This is a genomic window from Bradyrhizobium sp. 63_E2_N1_3, assembly GCF_052076005.1.
GTDB classification, from domain to species: Bacteria; Pseudomonadota; Alphaproteobacteria; order Rhizobiales; family Xanthobacteraceae; genus Bradyrhizobium; species Bradyrhizobium barranii.
Genome location: NZ_CP197235.1, coordinates 6243205 through 6260276 on the forward strand (window position 1 = coordinate 6243205; position 17072 = coordinate 6260276).

At 63.7% G+C, this 17072-nt stretch carries 11 protein-coding genes; 7 read left to right on the forward strand and 4 right to left on the reverse strand.

Features of this window, described 5'->3' with window-relative positions; translation table 11 throughout:
• Positions 1-6: 6 nt before the first annotated feature.
• The 3 genes from AB7531_RS29980 to AB7531_RS29990 all read right to left on the reverse strand — a co-directional run bounded on the left by AB7531_RS29980 (position 7) and on the right by AB7531_RS29990 (position 5003).
• Positions 7-1410 (reverse strand): HlyD family type I secretion periplasmic adaptor subunit, encoded by a 1404-nt coding sequence (locus AB7531_RS29980; protein ID WP_231144505.1) that lies wholly within the window; start codon positions 1408-1410, stop codon positions 7-9.
• Between the two features lie 134 nt (positions 1411-1544).
• A complete protein-coding gene (locus AB7531_RS29985) occupies positions 1545-3386 on the reverse strand; it encodes a type I secretion system permease/ATPase (protein ID WP_063984335.1) in 1842 nt (613 codons plus the stop codon).
• 207 nt (positions 3387-3593) lie between these two features.
• Positions 3594-5003: a calcium-binding protein gene (locus AB7531_RS29990; RefSeq protein WP_187387759.1), complete on the reverse strand. Its 1410-nt coding sequence runs from the start codon at positions 5001-5003 to the stop codon at positions 3594-3596.
• 1031 nt (positions 5004-6034) lie between these two features.
• Between AB7531_RS29990 and AB7531_RS29995 the strand changes: the two genes are divergently transcribed.
• Positions 6035-6586: a hypothetical protein gene (locus tag AB7531_RS29995; protein WP_063984337.1), complete on the forward strand. Its 552-nt coding sequence runs from the start codon at positions 6035-6037 to the stop codon at positions 6584-6586.
• Between the two features lie 205 nt (positions 6587-6791).
• Here AB7531_RS29995 and AB7531_RS30000 read toward each other — a convergent pair whose 3' ends face one another.
• Entirely contained in the window at positions 6792-9062 is a 2271-nt protein-coding gene (locus tag AB7531_RS30000; RefSeq protein ID WP_063984338.1) for an MHYT domain-containing protein, read from the reverse strand.
• 448 nt (positions 9063-9510) lie between these two features.
• On the opposite strand from AB7531_RS30000, the gene AB7531_RS30005 reads away from it, so the two are divergent.
• The 6 genes from AB7531_RS30005 (at position 9511) to AB7531_RS30030 (ending at position 17070) form a co-directional block, all read left to right on the forward strand.
• Positions 9511-10761 carry an ABC transporter substrate-binding protein gene (locus AB7531_RS30005; protein WP_063984339.1) on the forward strand — a complete coding sequence of 417 codons (1251 nt, stop codon included), beginning with the start codon at positions 9511-9513 and terminating at the stop codon, positions 10759-10761.
• A gap of 136 nt (positions 10762-10897) precedes the next feature.
• Entirely contained in the window at positions 10898-11725 is an 828-nt protein-coding gene (locus tag AB7531_RS30010; RefSeq protein WP_014496419.1) for a helix-turn-helix domain-containing protein, read from the forward strand.
• A 239-nt stretch (positions 11726-11964) separates the two neighbouring features.
• Positions 11965-12975, forward strand: coding sequence for a branched-chain amino acid ABC transporter permease (locus AB7531_RS30015; protein WP_063984340.1), 1011 nt, complete (start codon positions 11965-11967; stop codon positions 12973-12975).
• Between the two features lies 1 nt (position 12976).
• Positions 12977-14086: a branched-chain amino acid ABC transporter permease gene (locus tag AB7531_RS30020; RefSeq protein ID WP_063984341.1), complete on the forward strand. Its 1110-nt coding sequence runs from the start codon at positions 12977-12979 to the stop codon at positions 14084-14086.
• Positions 14079-14861 (forward strand): ABC transporter ATP-binding protein, encoded by a 783-nt coding sequence (locus tag AB7531_RS30025; protein WP_028147232.1) that lies wholly within the window; start codon positions 14079-14081, stop codon positions 14859-14861. The genes AB7531_RS30020 and AB7531_RS30025 overlap by 8 nt, the downstream gene beginning before the upstream one ends.
• A complete protein-coding gene (locus AB7531_RS30030) occupies positions 14854-17070 on the forward strand; it encodes an ABC transporter permease (RefSeq protein WP_063984342.1) in 2217 nt (738 codons plus the stop codon). Before AB7531_RS30025 ends, AB7531_RS30030 begins: the two co-directional genes overlap by 8 nt.
• Positions 17071-17072 lie beyond the last annotated feature (2 nt).

Genomic DNA, 17072 nt, shown 5'->3' on the forward strand with positions numbered 1-17072 from the left:
ACGTTCTCAGCTCTCCCGCATCCCGCGCCGGATCGCGTCCGTGATCGGCTGGGTCAGATAAGCAAGAATTGTGCGTTCTCCGGTTGCGATCAGGACGTCGGCCATCATGCCCGGCTTGAGCTTCTCGCGGACTTTGTCGGGGAATTGCGTCACCTGGACCGAGACTTTCACCTCGTAATAGGGCTGATGGGTGACATCGTCGCGCGTGGCGTCGGCCGAGATCGAAAGAACCTCGCCGACAGCGATCGGGGTGGAGCGCGCCTTGAACGAGGGAAGCCGCACCTCGGTCGGAAGGCCGAGCTGGACGTGGTTGATATCAAGTGCCGACACCCTTGCGGCCACCACGAGAACGTCGTTGTCCGGCACGATCTCCATCAGCACGTCGCCCGCCTTGATCACGGCACCGATCGTGTGAAGCTTGAGGTTCACGATCCGCCCCGATCGCGGTGCGCGTACTTCCATCCGCGCCAGAACATCGACCGCGACGCGCAGCTTCTCACGCGCATCAGCAAGCTGGGCGCGCGTGTCGGTGAGCTTCCCGGTCGCTTCCTCCAGCACCTTCTGCCCGACCTGATCGATCTGGAGCCGCGACTCGTCGATGATGCGGCCATAGCGAGCGATATCCGCTTCATATGCGCCGATCTTGCCCTCGAGATCGGCTCTGGAGCGCTCCAGCGTGGCGACGCGCGCGAACGGTACGATGCCCTGATCAACGAGCGGCTTGAGCTTGGTGTATTCCTGACTGACACTGTCGAACTGCGCGCGCGCGCCCTTGTTCTGCGCGGTATTCCCCTGGATCTGCCGCTGCGCCTGCGCGATACGTTCCTCGAGGATCGAGATCTCGATCTTTCGTGCAGCGCGACGTTCATCGAAGCGCCGCTTCTGATCACCCATTGCGCGTATCGCGTTCGGATCGGACGTCTTCTGGAGCAGCTCGGTCGGAAACGTGATGCTGTCCTTGCCTTCGGATTCCGCCTGTAGGCGCGCCTCCTCGGCAACCGCCGAGTACACCGCCGAGCGTGCGATCTCTTCCTTGGCCCGCTCCTGGGTCGGATCGAGCCGCAACAGGACCTGACCTTCCGCGACATGAGAATCGCCTGTGACCAACAGGTTCTGGACGATGCCACCCTCGAGATGCTGCACCACCTTACGGTCGCTCTCGACAACGACGGAGCCGGGGGCCACCACGGCACCGTCGATCGATGCGAGGGCGGTCCAGCCGCCAAATACGCCGAAGGTCAGGAAGACGACCAGGAAGCCTCGCCGCGCGGGGGTCTGCCAATCGCCCGACGGATCCTCATCGTTGCCCATTGCCCCCCGGGGCCACAAGGTCGGCAGTTTCGCCTTGGCAAGATCGACCAGCTTGGCAAGATCTACCAGCTTGGCAAGATCGACCAGCGACCTTGTCATGGTCTCCGTCTTCGCAAGGAGTTTGCTCGGAGGTCGCGGCTCCTGCGCCACTTTATCTGCTTTGTTGAACTGCTTCAAAAGCTCCGCCAGTTCGTCGTGAAGAGCGTCCGGTCCCCGCCGCAATAGATTATCCATTATTGCCTCGTCGCGTGCGCCTGACGCACTTGATTTGAAAGCTGTGCCGGACGGTGAGCGCCATCGGTTCGATGGTTGCCGTCAGCATGGTGATGACGATCGGCGCGATGATGTTCGGCGGGCTCGCGCACGTCGCGCCGCATCGGCGCAACCGTCTTGCCGAGCAGTGCAGGCAGCATTTCCTCGCGCGTGCCGATTTGCCCAAGCCGTCCCTCGTGCATGAACACGATCTTGTCGACCGCAGCGAGCAGGTTCGGGCGGTGATTGATGATCACGATGGTCACCTTGCTCTGCCTCAGCCGCTGGATCGCATCGGCGAGCGCGCGATCGCCGTCGCCATCGAGATTTGCGTTCGGCTCGTCGAGCACCACCAGCACCGGCTTGCCGAACAGTGCGCGCGCGAGCCCGATGCGCTGCCGCTGACCGCCCGAAAGACCTGCGCCGTTATCCCCGATGACGGTGTCATAGCCCTTGGGAAGACGCTGGATCATCATGTGCGCCGACGCCAGCTGCGCTGCCTCGACGACCGCCTCGTCGGAGGCGTCGTCGCGGAAACGTGCAATGTTGTCACGCACGGTACCGGCGAACAGTTCGACGTCCTGCGGAAGGTAGCCGAGGTTCTGTCCAAGGAAATTGGGATCGAAATGCCTGACGTCGTTGCCGTCGATGCGCACGCAGCCGTGCACCAGCGGCCAGGCGCCGACCAGGGCCCGCGCCAACGACGATTTTCCGGAGCCGGACTGGCCGACCACGGCGACGACTTCGCCAGGGGCCAGCCGGAACGAGACGTCGGCGATGGCCGGCAGTTGCGATCCGGGGACGAGCACCGTCGCCGCCTCGACGGAGATTTCGCCGACCAGGGCCGGCAGCCGTGTCGGCTGTCGCTCAGTCGCGCGGTTCGCAAGCGCGCGATCCAGCCGGGCATATGATGTGCGCGCGGCAACCAGCGCCTTCCATTGCGACACTGCAGCCTCGACGGGCGCGAGCGCGCGTCCCATGATCAGCGAAGCCGCGAACAGAACGCCCCCGGAAATCTCCTGCTGGATCGCGAGATACGCGCCCACTCCCATGATGGCGACCTGAATCGCCATGCGCAGGAATTTGGAGATGGCGAGCAAGGTCCCGCCCCGCTCTCCGGCCGTAGCGCTTTCCAGCAACGCCTGACCATGAGTTACCGCCCAGGCGGCGCGGACCGCGGGTCCCATTCCAAGCGCGCGGATCGCTTCTGCGTTGCGCAGCGAGGACGTCAACCGGTCCAGTGCGTGAAGGTTCTTCGATGCGGCCGCATTCAGCGGCGCCTTCGTAACCCGCTCGTTAAGGAAGGCGAGCGTCAGGATGATGATCGCGCCGATCAGGGCGACCAGGCCGATCAGCGGATGGAGCAGGAAACACATCGCGAGGAAGATCGGCGTCCACGGCACATCCATCAGCGACGTGATGACGCCCCCCGACAGCACCTCGCGCAAGGTGTCGACATCGCGCAGCAGCTGAACATGATGCGAGCTGCTCGTGCTCAGCGCCTGCCCGAGCGCGGTTTCGAACGTCTCGCCCGAGACGAACCGGTCGAAGCGCAATCCGGTCTGCACGAGAACCCGGCTGCGAAAATGCTCGAGCGTCGCGTAGCTGATGAAGAGCACGAGCGCGATGAGCGAGAGCAGCAGCAGCGTCATCCCGTTTCGGCTCGTGAGCACCCGATCGTAGATCTGCATGGTGTAGATCGGCGACACGAACACCAGCAGATTGATGAAGATGGATAGTCCACCCGCCGCGAGCAGGCCGGGACGTATCCGACGGAAGACATCCGCGAGCGCAGACTGTTTTGCCGAAGCGTGCATGTGCATATCCGGGCCGCCCTTGGCCGGGCGGCGGTAAACGGTTGAAAAATTGCATGCGATCGAGCGTCAAGACGCCCGCATTTCAACATTCCGCCGTGCGCGGAATGGTACCCCGCCTCTCGACCGCCCCGGTGGTCGCGAGGAACTCCCCAGAGTGGACATGCGCGCAGCGCACCGCGCGCATGTCCTTGTCGATGTAGACGACCTACGAGCTTACGAGTGCCACCCGTGATGATCGTTGTGGTGAGACATCAGATCAGCCAGATGCGCTACGAACGAGCCCGTGTCCGTCGTATCCGTCTGCCCCGAACCGGCATCCGCAGTCGTGTTCGACGTCGCAGTGTGACCCCGCCACCAGGAATGATCTCCGGATGCGGACGACGTGCTGGCATTATTGAGCCACTGCGAGAAATCGAGCCCACCACCGTTGTGGTTGTGCCCGCCACCGCCGTTGCCCGCCTGCCAGGACGAACCGCCCCACCAGCCGCCGCCGCCGCCGTGGTGATGACCACCCCAGCCGCCAGTATCCGTCGAACCGCCGGTTGACGGATCAGTCGTTCCGTCCGAGCCCGAGACGGGAGGGGTGCCTCCGGTGCTACCGCCAGCATCGGCAACCGGCGGCGTGGAGCCGTCCGTGCCGGTGCTACCGCCACCGTCCGCAACCGGCGGCGTGTTGCCGCCCGTGCCGGTGCTACCGCCAGCGTTGTCAACCGGCGGCGTGCTGCCGTCCGTGCCGGTGCTACCGCCAGCGTTGTCAACCGGCGGCGTGCTGCCGTCCGTGCCGGTGCTACCGCCAGCGTCCACCGGCGGCGGCGTGTCGGTCACCGGATCGGTAACAGGCGGAGCGGTCGCGCCCCCCGTGCCATGGCTCGTATTGTGCGCAAGGAACACCTGCTGCAGTGCCGGCAAATTCTCGAGCGCAGTGTCGCCATTCTGCGATCCCCACGCGTAAGCATAGTCAAAGGCCGGATTGGGAACGAGGTCCGCCCAATGATCGATCATTGCCTGCTCTTGCGCGGCAGTCGGCACAGCGACCTTGCTGCCGGTTTCGGTGGACCAGCCGCCACCGCCGAACGCCTGATAAACCGGAACGATGGAGTCGAGCGGGATTCCGGCTTGCTCAGCGGCAGAGACGTACTTGTCGATCGTGCTGAGGTCGACGTTCGGACGGTCCGTCCACACCGGATACCAATCGAGACCGAAGTAGTCGATGTGGGTGTTCGCCTGGTTGTAGCTGTTCATGTAGTTCGGATCGTCCGATGATCCAGTGTTCATCAGGACGGTGAACGTCTTGGCCCCGGGATCGTGCTGATGAATCCAGTCGGATTCAGCCTTCAGATCCGCGGGGTCGGCTTGCGGTCCCCACTGACCGGTCAGATCAGGCTCATCCACAAGGTAGAAGCCGAACACTTTCGGATTGTTGAGGAACGGCGTCACCTGGTCGATAAAGTCCTGAGTCACGCCGTGGTACTGATCGAGCCAGACCAGACCCTGCACACCGTCGGGCAGTGCATTCACCTGGTCGACATACTGGACATCTGCGAGATTAAAGCCAGCTTCAGCTGGTGCGAAGTTACCTTGCGAGTCCAGACCCCCGCCCGCAGCGTAGTGTAATGTTGCCAATGATATTCCCCTGTCAGTGTTGAAAGCCCCCAGTGACCTGTAGGTCTGAGCGCCCGACAACCGATCGTGCGTCCCACCGAGGTGAACGTATGTTTACGTTTGAGGCAGGAATCTCCGTTCCATTGGGCGTAACCAAGGGATTATTGTGCTGAAAGTTTGCACAACAACGCGCCAACGCTGATCGCCGGATCTGCGGGAAAACTTGTTTTGAAAGACGATTCAACGATATGCGGCCAATCGAGGCCGAGAAGATCAATGTTGAATCTGGCACAACGCCGACGAAATTGTTCAATGCCGGTAGCGGGCAGCAAACCGGATTGATGTCCGTGGATTACCTCCGATGACGGATGTTCTCATCGAAGCGTTTCCGTTGTTCAGTAAAGGGCGTGGCGCAAATAGAGAGAAAATCCAAGCGGATCAGCGCTCCTGTGAGCCGGTATTTTAGCACCAAAGGCGAGCTCGTTTGCGGGGGCAATTGCGAATCGCGGAAGTATTAGGCGCTGGGTTGCCTTGCCGCTCTTTAGCACCGTGGCTGGAGAGCTCTTTTTGATAGCGCACGCGAAGCGAATTTGTCCCACCCGTTCGCTGTGCCGCGCGCTGGCGATTTTTCGAGTAGAATCAGCTCATTTGCTGCCGAGGACGTCATGTCAGGGTCGGCCCAAACGAACGTCAAGTTTCCGCCGGGTTCACGAATTCAGGTAAAGCCGGCAGCCGGTCCTCGCTTATCTGGAAAGACCGGGACCGTGGTTGGGGCCGGATACTATCCGAAGAGCCTCCGCGTCATTCTGGACGGATCGAAGGGACCAATTACTCTTCACGTGGACTACGTGGCCATGATCGACACGTGAAGCGGGCGCAGCGTTCACGGCCCCACTTGCGGCAGAAGGCGCTCTTCAACGACGCGTTTTGAGTTACTCCAGAAGTATAGCCGGCCCCTGATCCAGCATTGGGCCGCTCTCTTGACCCATTTCAGCCAATCTTTGTTAGTTGCTCGTTGCTCGGGGCAGGATCCATCAATCCCGGAGCCTGCGATGTTCAAGCAAGTTATTTCTGCGTGCTGCCTCGTTGTGATCACCTCGCTCAATTCCGATGCACGACCCTATCGCATGCAGCACGCCTCTGAATGCAACGTCACCATGCCATGCGACTTCTCGAACTACGCGCAAATCCCGAACCAGCGAAGAGAGGTGCGAGACTCATTGCAGATACACCGAACCAAACAACTCTCCGTCGTCGCCAATACAAATATTGCGGCGTCTGATAGTCCCGTCAGCACTCGGATCGTTGGCGGCCGCCCCGCGGGCTGCCCCTCCTCATTCTGCGGTTGTGCCGCAGCCCTGCGCCTGTTTGGTCGCATCGTTCCGGAATTGAATCTCGCGGCAAACTGGCTGAGATTTCCGCGTACGTCGCCAGCACCAGGAATGGTCGCGGCAAGACGCGGGCACGTTTTCGTCCTCGAGCAGCACATCGGGGGCGACGTTTGGATGGCGTACGACGGCAACTCAGGTGGACGCGCAACGAGAATACACGCGCGTTCTTTGAGGGGGTACACGGTTGTGAATCCGCGCGCGACGCTGACTTGAATTTAGCCCTTTATCGAATCGGCAACACGGTTGCCAAGCACCGGCATGCTTTCACCGGGACAGCGGCAATCTCTCGTCGCTGAGGCGCCGTTATTCTCTCCGGTCGAAACACGATCTAATGGCTCAACGCAATCATATTGGTTGGTCGGGGAGCTGGAGGCAAATGTGCTGGCGGCACCGATCGGCGGCCGTCAGCCCGACACCGTCAGGCGACGACAGATCTCGCGCTCTCCCGCTCTCGCATCGCTCCCTCGATAGCCTTCTCAAGGGCAGCCTGATCGAACGGCTTCGACAGGCGGCGCAGATTGGAACGCGCGTCGATGGGAAGCTCCGCATATCCGGTGCTCAGGAGGATGACCGTACCGGGACGCTCCACGACCACGGCTTCAGCAAGCTGCAGGCCGGTCATGACCGGCATCGCATAGTCGGTGACGACGAGTTCGATGGTCTGCGTGCGGCGGAGGAGATCCAATGCCTCTTCGCCCGAGCGTGCCTCGACCACTGCATGCCCGAGATCCTCCAGCATTGCCGCCGTATTCTCCAGCACGAGAGGGTCGTCGTCGACCAGAAGCACGGAAAGCCGGTGGTCGGCCCGAAGCATGGGTGCCGGGGACTCCGCTCGCGGCGCTGGCACCGCGGCCTCCTCCTCAGCCACCGGCAGCCAGATCTCGGCCGTCGTGCCCACTCCAAGGCGGCTCTTCAGGACGAGCCTGCCGCCGGACTGCTCGGCGAGGCCGTGAACCATCGATAGTCCGAGCCCGGTGCCTTTGCCGATACCCTTCGTCGTAAAGAACGGCTCCTGAGCGTGCTTCAGCGTTTCCTCGTCCATGCCGCAGCCCGTGTCGCTCACCGAGAGCGCCACGTAGCGGGGAGCGCCAGCTTCGTGTTGCTCGTCTCTGGCGGAGATGGTTATCAGGCCACCGGCCGGCATCGCATCACGCGCGTTTACGGCGAGATTGAGGATGGCCAGTTCGAGCTGGTTGGCGTCAATCTTTACGTTTGGCAGGTCCAGCGGAAAGAGTGTGTCGATACGGACGCCTGCCTCGAATTTCAGCAGTGACGCCATGCCCCGCACCAGTGCGGCGATATCGACGACAGCCGGCTTGAGATCCTGTTTGCGAGCGAAGGCGAGCAAGCGCTGGGTTAGCAGTGCGCCCCGCTGCGCGCCTTGCATCGCGTTGTCCACGAGACGCTGTATCTTCGGATCGTCTGTTTGCAGGCGTTTTTTCAGGAGCTCGAGGCTGCCGAGAACGGCGGCGAGCAGGTTGTTAAAATCGTGGGCCACGCCGCCGGTGAGTTGACCGATGGTCTCCATTTTCTGCGACAGCGTCAGCGCTTCGCGTGCCCGATCCAGCGCTTCCTGTGCCCGTCTCCTCTCGCTGATGTCGCGCACGATCTTGGCAAACCCGGTGATCAAGCCGCTTTCGTTCCGTACCGCGACCAGGGTTGCCTCTGCCCAGAAGCGGCTGCCATCCCGGCGCACGCGCCAGGCTTCCACTGCTGACTTGCCGTACCGCTCCGCCTCCAGGAGAGCACGTGCTGGCGCCCCGGAAGCGCGGTCTTCGTCGGTATGAAGGATCGCGTAGCTGGTCCCTACGATGTCGTCGCCGTAACCCATCAGCCGGCGCGCCCCGAGATTCCAGTTTCCGACGGACCCATTCGGCTCGATCATGAACATGGCGTGATCGGCGATGCCCTCCACCAGGAGCCGAAAGCGTTCTTCACTTCGCCTCAGCGCGCTGGCCTCGCGTTCGGCGCGCTCCGCCGAGGCCCGATCATAGACGGCAGCGGCAATCCCAATGCTCAGGATCAAGATGGTGGCGCCGGCGAGCAGAAATGCCAGCGGCGCCCGACCCACGAAATGTCCAGCGTGTCCCGCCATGGTGTTCGCAGGCTCGAACGAGGCACCTTCCATAGCTGCGTAATGCATGCCGGAGATCGCGAGACCCATGACAAGTCCTGCGAAAAGTCGCTGCGTCGCGTTCGTCTTGCGAAAGGCAAGCCAGAGCGCCACGACCGAAGCGCACATCGCGATCACGACCGAGAGCACGACCCACCGAGGATCGTACGCGACGGATGCCGCCATTCTCATCGCGCTCATGCCCGTATAGTGCATGCCGGATATGCCAAGCCCCATCGCCAGGCCGGACACCAGGAGCGCCTGCGGGCGTCTTCCGACCACGGCAAAGGCCGCGGCCGCGACAACAATGGGGACGACAAGCGATAGAAAGGTGAGGAATGGATCGTAGGAGATCTCGACCCCGGACAGCCTGAAGGCCAGCATGCCGACGAAATGCATGGACCAAATGCCGCCGCCCATAGCGGTGGCCGCGGCTGCAAGCCAAGCCGGACGAGCCCGCCCAGACGCGGCACGCATCCGGGTCGCGAGGTCGAGCGCTGTGTAGGAGGCGAGCGCGGCGATCAGGATCGACAGCGCCACAAGAACGGGATCGTGAGAGGCCGTATGGTGATTCATTTCCACCAGATGGTAATGGAAATCCGGGGCAAATTCACCCTAGGTCGAATAGCGGCGGCGGGATCGGGGCCCGGCCGGCCGCGATCCGTGGCACCCTGTCGGCAAATTCAAGCTGGATCCAGCCGCCAGGGGGCTGTTTCCGCCCCACCTCCCTTGGGGATTTGAACCGGACCAGGCCTGTGCTGGGTCAGGCTCCATGCACGGACCAAGCGGAGGATCGTGCCCCTCACGCACCGCCCTTCAAATTGGGCAAGCCGGCCGCCTATTGCACCGCGAAGCCAATTGCGCCGCAACATTCAAAATGAGACTGCCCGTCAAGCCGCACGACGCGCCCATACGTGCACTGCATCCGACTTCGGTTAGCCTTCGTTCAACAGCCGGGCGCCTTTCGGGAGCCACGGCGCCGCGCCAATTCAGCGAAAAATTTGGCCATAGAGGGAGGAATGAAATGTTGAAATGCAGTGTGGGACTGATCGCGCTAAGCAGCCTTTTCCTTTCAGGCGCGGCAATCGCCCAGGAAAAGATCAAGGTCGGCGTCACCGCAACGCTGGAAGGCACCTACACGGTGCTCGGCGAGGACGGCATGCGCGGCCACCAGACGGCGCTCAATGTGCTTGGCAAGAAGGTCGGCGACAAAGAGCTTGAATTCATCGTTGCTTCGACCGACGCGACGCCGGATTCCGCGGTGCGCGCCGTGCGCAAGCTGATCGAGCAGGATAAGGTGCAGATCCTGTTGTCGCCGCTCTCCGGCGACGAGGGCATTGCGGTCAAGAACTTCGCCAAGACCCATCCCGAGTTGACCTTCATCAATGCGGCATCCGGCGCGCAAGAAACCACCTATGTCGATCCCGCTCCGAACTTCTTCCGCTACAACATGGACGGCGCGCAGTGGCAGGTGGGCCTCGGCCAATACGCCTATGAAACCAAGAAATATCGCAAGATCGCGACCGTCGGCGAGGACTATTCTTTCATCTACACCCAGGTATTCGGCCTCGTGCTCGAATTCTGCGGCGCCGGCGGCCAGGTCACCAACCGGCAATGGGTGCCGCTCGGCACCAAGGATTTTGCCTCCGTCATCGCGGCGCTGCCCGACGATGTCGATGCGATCTATCTCGGCCTCGGCGGTGCGGATGCCGTCAACTTCCTGAACCAATACCAGCAGGCCGGCGGCAAAGCGCATCTGATGGGCGGCTCCATCATGATCGACCAGACCATCCTGTCCTCGAAAGGCAACGCAAAGAACGCGCTGGTCGGCACCATCGCGGCGAGCGGCCAGGCCGACACCTGGGAGGATCCGGGTTGGCAGAAGTTCGTGAAGGCGTATCAGGACGCGTTTCCACCCAACAAGCGCTTCCCGAGCCCGTCGCTTCTTGCGACCAACTACTACGGCTCGACTATGGCGCTGATCCTCGCGCTCCGTGAGGTCAATGGCGATCTTTCCAACAACCAGGCCAAGTACAAGGAGGCGCTGGCCAAGATCGAGATCGACGCACCGAACGGCAAGATCAAGCTTGACGCCAACCGCCAGGCGATCGGCACCAACTTCGTCACCGAGGTCGTCGATGACGGCAAGGGTGCGCTGTTCAGTAAAGTCGTGAAGGTGATCCCGAACGTGAACCAGACGCTCGGTTACGATCCGGCGGTGTTCGCCAAGATCGGACTGCCGAGCCGTACGGTCCCGGAATGTAAGAAGTACTGACGCATTCACCGTCGCTCGTTTCGCATGCTCTCCGGCAACCGGGAGCGATTTGCAGGCGCGATATCTTGCGCTCTTGCAATCTCGCCCCGGTTGTTGAACGCTGACTGAAAAGACAAGAACATTCAGGAGGGAAGGCATGAGCCGGGCGCTTGCCGTCTTTCACGGCCGGTTCGGTCGGGCGACGGTCTATCAGTTGAACCGCCCCTTCAACGTGCACGCACATCGCGAAGGTCATCTGATCTTCCATGTTGGCGGCCTGTCCGCATGCATCGACGTCTGTAACGGGCACTACGACCTTACGGAAAGCTCCATCGTTGCGGTCAATCCCTGGGAGCCTCACAATTTCCTGCCGTCCGATCTCGACGGTGGCGCGATCTTCTTCGTGCTCTACGTCAATCCGGAATGGTTCGCGCCCGACGCGCCCGGTGCCGACCGCCTGCGTTTCGGCCGCACCCAGTTCAAGCGCACGGTCGCACTCGACAAGCACATCAGACGAACCGCAGCACTTGTGTGCGGCGCACCGTCACTCTCCAGCCTCGATGCCGAGCTGCGGCGGCTGATCGACATCTGCTACGACGAAAGTTGGCAGCAGGCCGAGATCGCCCGTGACGCACGCACGGCTGGCGCCGTCACCGACTTCCGCGTGCGCAAATGCATCAAGCTGATGTCGGAAAGTCCGGGCGCCGAAATGGAGCTCGACACGATCGCGCGCGAATCCGGCCTGTCGCGACCGCATTTCTACCGGTTATTCCGCACCCAGACCGGCGTCACGCCGCATCTCTACCTCAACACCCTGATCATGGAACAGGCGCTGGAAGCCCTTGTCGCCGGCGAAGCACCGATCGCCGACATCGGCTTCGACCTCGGCTTCTCCTCGCAAAGCGGCTTCACACGCTTCTTCACCGCCAATGTCGGGATGGCGCCGACCGATTACCGCCGCGCCGCCAAGGTTTTGCGGGCCTGACCGCGCGCGAAAAGATACTGACGATCAAACGCTCCCCTTGTGCCCTCGCTAAGATGGTCGGAACGCGATCCCGAAAAGAGGATCGCAAGTCCGGGAGGACGCACGTCCATGGCGAGGTACGCAGCCTACGCAAGGCTGTTCGACCAGCGTTCAAAACATGAGGCAGGGCGAGGTCGAAGCGGCCTGATCGCGCCCTCTTCCCGTTTGCGGGGGCGCGAGGCGGGGATGAGGCAGTTGACATGACGCGCTTCGTCGAACGTCATCCAGCCTGGGCCCTGATCGTGATCATCGCGATCGCGCTTGCACTGTGGCTGACCTTGGCGGTATGGCCGCCCGGACTTGAAGAGGCGATCGGCCGCAAGCGGGTCTTCCTGAACGCCGTGTTCAACGGCATCACGCTCGGCGGCCTCTACTTCCTTGTCGCCAGCGGTTTCACCCTGATCTTCGGCCTGATGCGCAACGTCAACCTCGCGCACGGCTCGCTGTATTTGTTCGGCGGCTATGTCGGCTACGCCATCAGCGCCTCGACCGGCTCCTGGCTCCTCAGCTTCATCGTCGCCTTCATCCTGACGGCGCTGGTCGGCGTCCTGCTTCAGCTCATCGTCTTCCGCCGCATGGAGGGCCAGGACTTGCGGCAGACCATGGTGACGATCGGTCTCTCGATCGTTTTCGCCGATCTCATGCTGTGGGCTTGCGGCGGCGACTTCTATCAGATCCAGACACCGAACTGGCTGATCGGCCCGATCGAGCTGCCGCTGGTCACTGCGGTGAAATCCTCGGGCGAACCGGTCTATCTCCGCTATCCCCTGGTCCGGCTGGTGATCTTCGCCGCGTCCGTCGTGATCGGCCTGGCGATGTGGCTGGCGCTCAACCGCACACGCATCGGCATGATCATCCGCGCCGGTGTCGACGATCGCGACATCCTGGCCGCGACCGGAGTGCGGATCCAGCTCGTCTTCGTGCTGGTCTTTGCGCTCGGTGCCGGGCTTGCCGGCATCGCCGGCGTCGTCGGCGGCACCTTCCAGTCTCTCTCGCCTGGCGAAGACATCCGCTTCCTGCTTGCCTCGCTCGTCGTCGTCATCGTCGGCGGCATGGGCTCGATCCCCGGTGCCGCGCTCGGCGCGCTGATCATCGGCCTCGCCGAACAGCTCGGTTCGGTCTACATCCCGACCTACGCCATCGTCGTGACCTTCCTGATCATGGTGCTGGTACTGGCAGTCCGGCCGCAAGGCCTGTTGGCGAGGCGCTGAGATGTCGCTCGCCCACGACGCCCACGTCACCGTTCGTCCCGCCGCAGCGGCGCAGCGCCCCACCTTGCGCGGATGGCCGGAGATCAACAATCCTGCAGCCTGGATCGTCGCGGCCATTCTCCTGATCATGCCGCTGATCGCCAACGGCTTCTTCCTGATCGAGATCTTTGCGACCACGCTGATCCTCGGCATCATGGCGCTGAGCCTGATGTTCCTCGCCGGCTACGGCGGCATGGTCAGCCTGATGCAGCTCACCATCGCGGGCTTCTCCGCCTATATGGTCGCGGTGTTCGGCGTCAGCGGCAACGCCAATATCAGCCTGGGTTGGCCGTGGTGGCTCGCGGTCCCGATGGCGCTCGCGCTCGCGACCCTGTTCGGCACGCTTGGCGGCGCGCTGGCCGTGCGCACCGAGGGCATCTACACCATCATGATCACGCTCGCGATCGGCGCGGCTTTCTATTATTTCACCAACCAGAACTGGGCGATCTTCAACGGCCATACCGGCATCAACACTGTTGCAACGCCGCATTTCTGGGGCGTCAACTGGCGCGCCGACATTCCCTTCTATTACATCGTGCTCGCGGTCGCTGCGCTGTGCTACTTCGTCGTTGAATACATCTCCCGCGCACCATTCGGCCTGGCGCTGCAGGGTGTGCGCGACAATCCCCGCCGCATGGCGGCGCTCGGCTTCAACGTCAATGCGCACCGCGTCGCCGCCTACGCCTTCGCGTCCTTTGTCGCGGCGCTGGCCGGCGTTCTCCAGGTCTGGAACTACCGGCAGATCTCGCCGGGATCCGTCAGCGTCGGCGCCTGCATCGATATCCTCATCATCGCCGTGGTCGGCGGCATCACGCGTCCCATCGGTCCGTTCATCGGCGCACTGATCTTCGTGCTGTTACGCACCTTCGCGCTCGACTTCCTGGTCAAGCTCGGGCTCGACGGCAACCGCTTCCGGCTGCTGATCGGCCTCGGTTTCCTCGCCATCGTCTTCTGGTCCTCGGACGGCGTGATCGGGCTCTGGCAGAGCTGGCGACAGCGCCAGCGATCCGGCGCGGCCCGTTCAAGCGAACGTCACGGCCGAGGATCTGGTCAAGGATCCGGTCATGGATAGCGTAGCGCAACGCCTCTCAGCCGTCGGCGCCGGCGCGGCGCTGGAGCTTCGCGGCGTGACGCGCCTGTTCGGCGCGCTGGCTGCGCTCACCGACGTCACCATTACCGTGCGCCCCGGCGAGCGGCGCGCGGTGCTCGGCTCGAACGGTGCCGGAAAAACCACCCTGTTCAACTGCATCACCGGCGATTTCCCGCCGTCCTCCGGCACCATCCGTTTCTTCGGCGAGGACGTCACCCACTTCCCGCCCTACGAGCGCATCCGCCGCGGCCTGCGCCGGACCTACCAGATCTCAGCACTCTTTCCTGGTCTCACCGTCCAGGACAACGTCTACCTCGCCTGCCGCGGCGTCTCGCGCGGCCGCTTCTCGTTCCTGCGCCCCGGACAGAACGACGCACTGATGAGCGCGGCCGATAATCTCGTGCAGGCTGTCCATCTCACAGGCGTGAAGGACCAGCGCGTCGCGGAGCTTGCGCATGGCCAGCAGCGCCAGCTCGAGATCGCACTGGCGCTCGCCGGCGCGCCGCGCTTCGTGTTGTTCGACGAGCCGGCCGCGGGGCTGTCTCCGACCGAGCGTGCCGAGCTGGTCGAGATCTTGACCTCGCTGCCGGCGCATATCGGCTACATCATCATCGAGCACGACATGGACGTGGCGCTACGCGTCGTCGAGAGCGTCACGATGATGCACAACGGGCGCATCTTCAAGGAAGGCCTGCCGCAGGAGATCGAGTCCGATCCCGAGGTGCAGGAGCTTTACCTCGGAGGCGGCCATGAATGAGGTCCGCCGCTCGGCCGCCGCCGCCCTCGAAGTCCGCGGCCTCGACGTCTACTACGGGCATTCGCATGCGCTGCAGGGCGTGGACCTGACGCTCGAAGCCGGCGTATTCTCGGTGGTCGGTCGCAACGGCATGGGCAAGACCACGCTGTGCAAGGCGATCATGGGGCTGGTGCCGGTCAGCGGCGGCTCGATCCGCGTCCGCGGCGACGACATCACCCGGCGGCCGCCCGCCCACATAGCCCGGCTCGGCGTCGGCTACGTGCCGCAGGGCCGGCGGCTATGGCGCTCGCTCAGCGTCGACGAGCATCTGCAGCTTGCCGCGGGCCTGCGGCGCGGGGCTTGGACGGTCGAGCGCATCTACGAGACCTTTCCGCGATTGGCCGAGCGCAAGGACCATGGCGGCGGCCAACTCTCCGGCGGCGAGCAGCAGATGCTGGCGATCTCCCGCGCGCTGCTCACCAATCCGCAGCTCCTGATCATGGACGAGCCGACCGAGGGGCTTGCGCCCGTCATCGTCGCCCAGGTCGAGGAGATGCTGGTAGGGCTTGGCGAGGACGGCGACATGTCCGTGCTCGTGATCGAGCAGAACATCGGTGTGGCCACGGCCGTCTCGCGCAACGTCGCGATCATGGTCAACGGCCGCATCAACCGCATCATCGATTCCGCGCGCCTTGCCGCGGACCGGGGGTTGCAGCAGCGCCTGCTCGGCGTCGGCCTCCACGCCGAGCTCGAGCCCGCCGTCGACATGCCGGCGGCAGGCACCGGGGCGAAGGCCGCACCGCAGCCGTCCCGTCCAGGCGGCCCGATCCGTGTCTACATCTCCAACCCGACACCGCCCACCCGCTGGTCGCAGCCGGTCCCGATCGCCCGCATCGAGGCCGCCGCCCGCACGCTCTCGACACAGGTAGCGCGTCTCGACGAGACCGCCCGGCGCCGGCGCGAGCCGGTCGCGGCGCAAACGCAGGGACCCCCGGTCGTGCTCGTCGTCGGCACGCTCGACACCAAGGGCACGGAGCTTCGCTTCATCCGCGACATCATCGCCGGGAGCGGCCTGCGCACGCGACTGGTCGATGTCTCCACCAGCGGCCGGCACGCAACCAGCGACGTCTCGGCCCAGGAGATCGCCTTGAACCATGGGCGCGGCGGATCGGCGGTGTTCGGACCCGACCGCGGCGCCGCCGTCACCGCGATGGCCGAGGCCTTCGCCAGCTGGCTGCGACGCCAGAACAATATTGCCGGCGTGATTTCGGCGGGCGGCTCGGGCGCAGCGTCACTGGTCGCGCCGGGGATGCGGACCCTCCCCGTCGGAGTGCCCAAGCTGATCATCTCCTCCGTCGCCTCCGGCGACGTCGGGCCCTATGTCGGCCCGGCCGACATCACCATGATGCATTCGGTCACTGACGTGCAGGGCCTCAACTCGATCTCGCGTGCCGTGCTCGCCAATGGCGCCCATGCGCTGGCCGGCATGGTCAGGGCGCGGCTCGATCAGCACGCGCAGAAGGATGGCGGCGACGGCGCATTGCCGTCGGTCGGCATCACCATGTTCGGCGTCACCACGCCGGCGGTCCAGAAGATCGCGGCCGACCTGCGCGAGGATTTTGAGTGCCTCGTCTTCCACGCCACCGGCGTTGGCGGCCGCTCAATGGAGAAGCTCGTCGATTCCGGGCAGATCGCCGGCGTCATCGATCTCACCACCACGGAAATCTGCGATCTCCTGATGGGTGGCGTGTTCCCGGCAACCGACGACCGCTTCGGCGCCATCATCCGCAGCCGCCTGCCCTATGTCGGCTCGGTGGGCGCGCTCGACATGGTGAATTTCGGCGCCCCGGACACCATTCCCGAGCGCTACCGCGGCCGCAAATTCCACGTCCACAACCCCCAGGTCACCCTGATGCGGACCACGGCCGAGGAAAACGAACGCATGGGCCGCTGGATCGCCGATCGGCTCAACCAGATGGACGGCCCGGTGCGCTTCTTCCTGCCCGAGGGCGGCGTCTCCGCGCTCGACGCGCGAGGACAGCCATTCTGGGATCCCGATGCCGATGCGGCGCTGTTCCGTGCGCTGGAGCGGAACGTGCGGCAGACCGCCAACCGTCAGCTCATCCGCGTCCCCAAGAACATCAACGATCCCGAGTTCGCCTCCACCATCGTCAGCGCGTTCCGGACCTTGTTCGGCCGCACCGGGGCGCGCCGGAGACTAGCGAGGTGACC

What these genes read in the sequence shown, in the direction of transcription:
- AB7531_RS29980 (WP_231144505.1), bottom strand. Translation starts at nt 1,410, where the DNA reads ATGACAAGGTCGCTGGTCGATCTTGCCAAGCTGGTAGATCTTGCCAAG.
- AB7531_RS29985 (WP_063984335.1), bottom strand. Translation starts at nt 3,386, where the DNA reads ATGCACATGCACGCTTCGGCAAAACAGTCTGCGCTCGCGGATGTCTTC.
- AB7531_RS29995 (WP_063984337.1), top strand. Translation starts at nt 6,035, where the DNA reads ATGTTCAAGCAAGTTATTTCTGCGTGCTGCCTCGTTGTGATCACCTCG.
- AB7531_RS30000 (WP_063984338.1), bottom strand. Translation starts at nt 9,062, where the DNA reads ATGAATCACCATACGGCCTCTCACGATCCCGTTCTTGTGGCGCTGTCG.
- AB7531_RS30005 (WP_063984339.1), top strand. Translation starts at nt 9,511, where the DNA reads ATGTTGAAATGCAGTGTGGGACTGATCGCGCTAAGCAGCCTTTTCCTT.
- AB7531_RS30010 (WP_014496419.1), top strand. Translation starts at nt 10,898, where the DNA reads ATGAGCCGGGCGCTTGCCGTCTTTCACGGCCGGTTCGGTCGGGCGACG.
- AB7531_RS30015 (WP_063984340.1), top strand. Translation starts at nt 11,965, where the DNA reads ATGACGCGCTTCGTCGAACGTCATCCAGCCTGGGCCCTGATCGTGATC.
- AB7531_RS30020 (WP_063984341.1), top strand. Translation starts at nt 12,977, where the DNA reads ATGTCGCTCGCCCACGACGCCCACGTCACCGTTCGTCCCGCCGCAGCG.
- AB7531_RS30025 (WP_028147232.1), top strand. Translation starts at nt 14,079, where the DNA reads ATGGATAGCGTAGCGCAACGCCTCTCAGCCGTCGGCGCCGGCGCGGCG.
- AB7531_RS30030 (WP_063984342.1), top strand. Translation starts at nt 14,854, where the DNA reads ATGAATGAGGTCCGCCGCTCGGCCGCCGCCGCCCTCGAAGTCCGCGGC.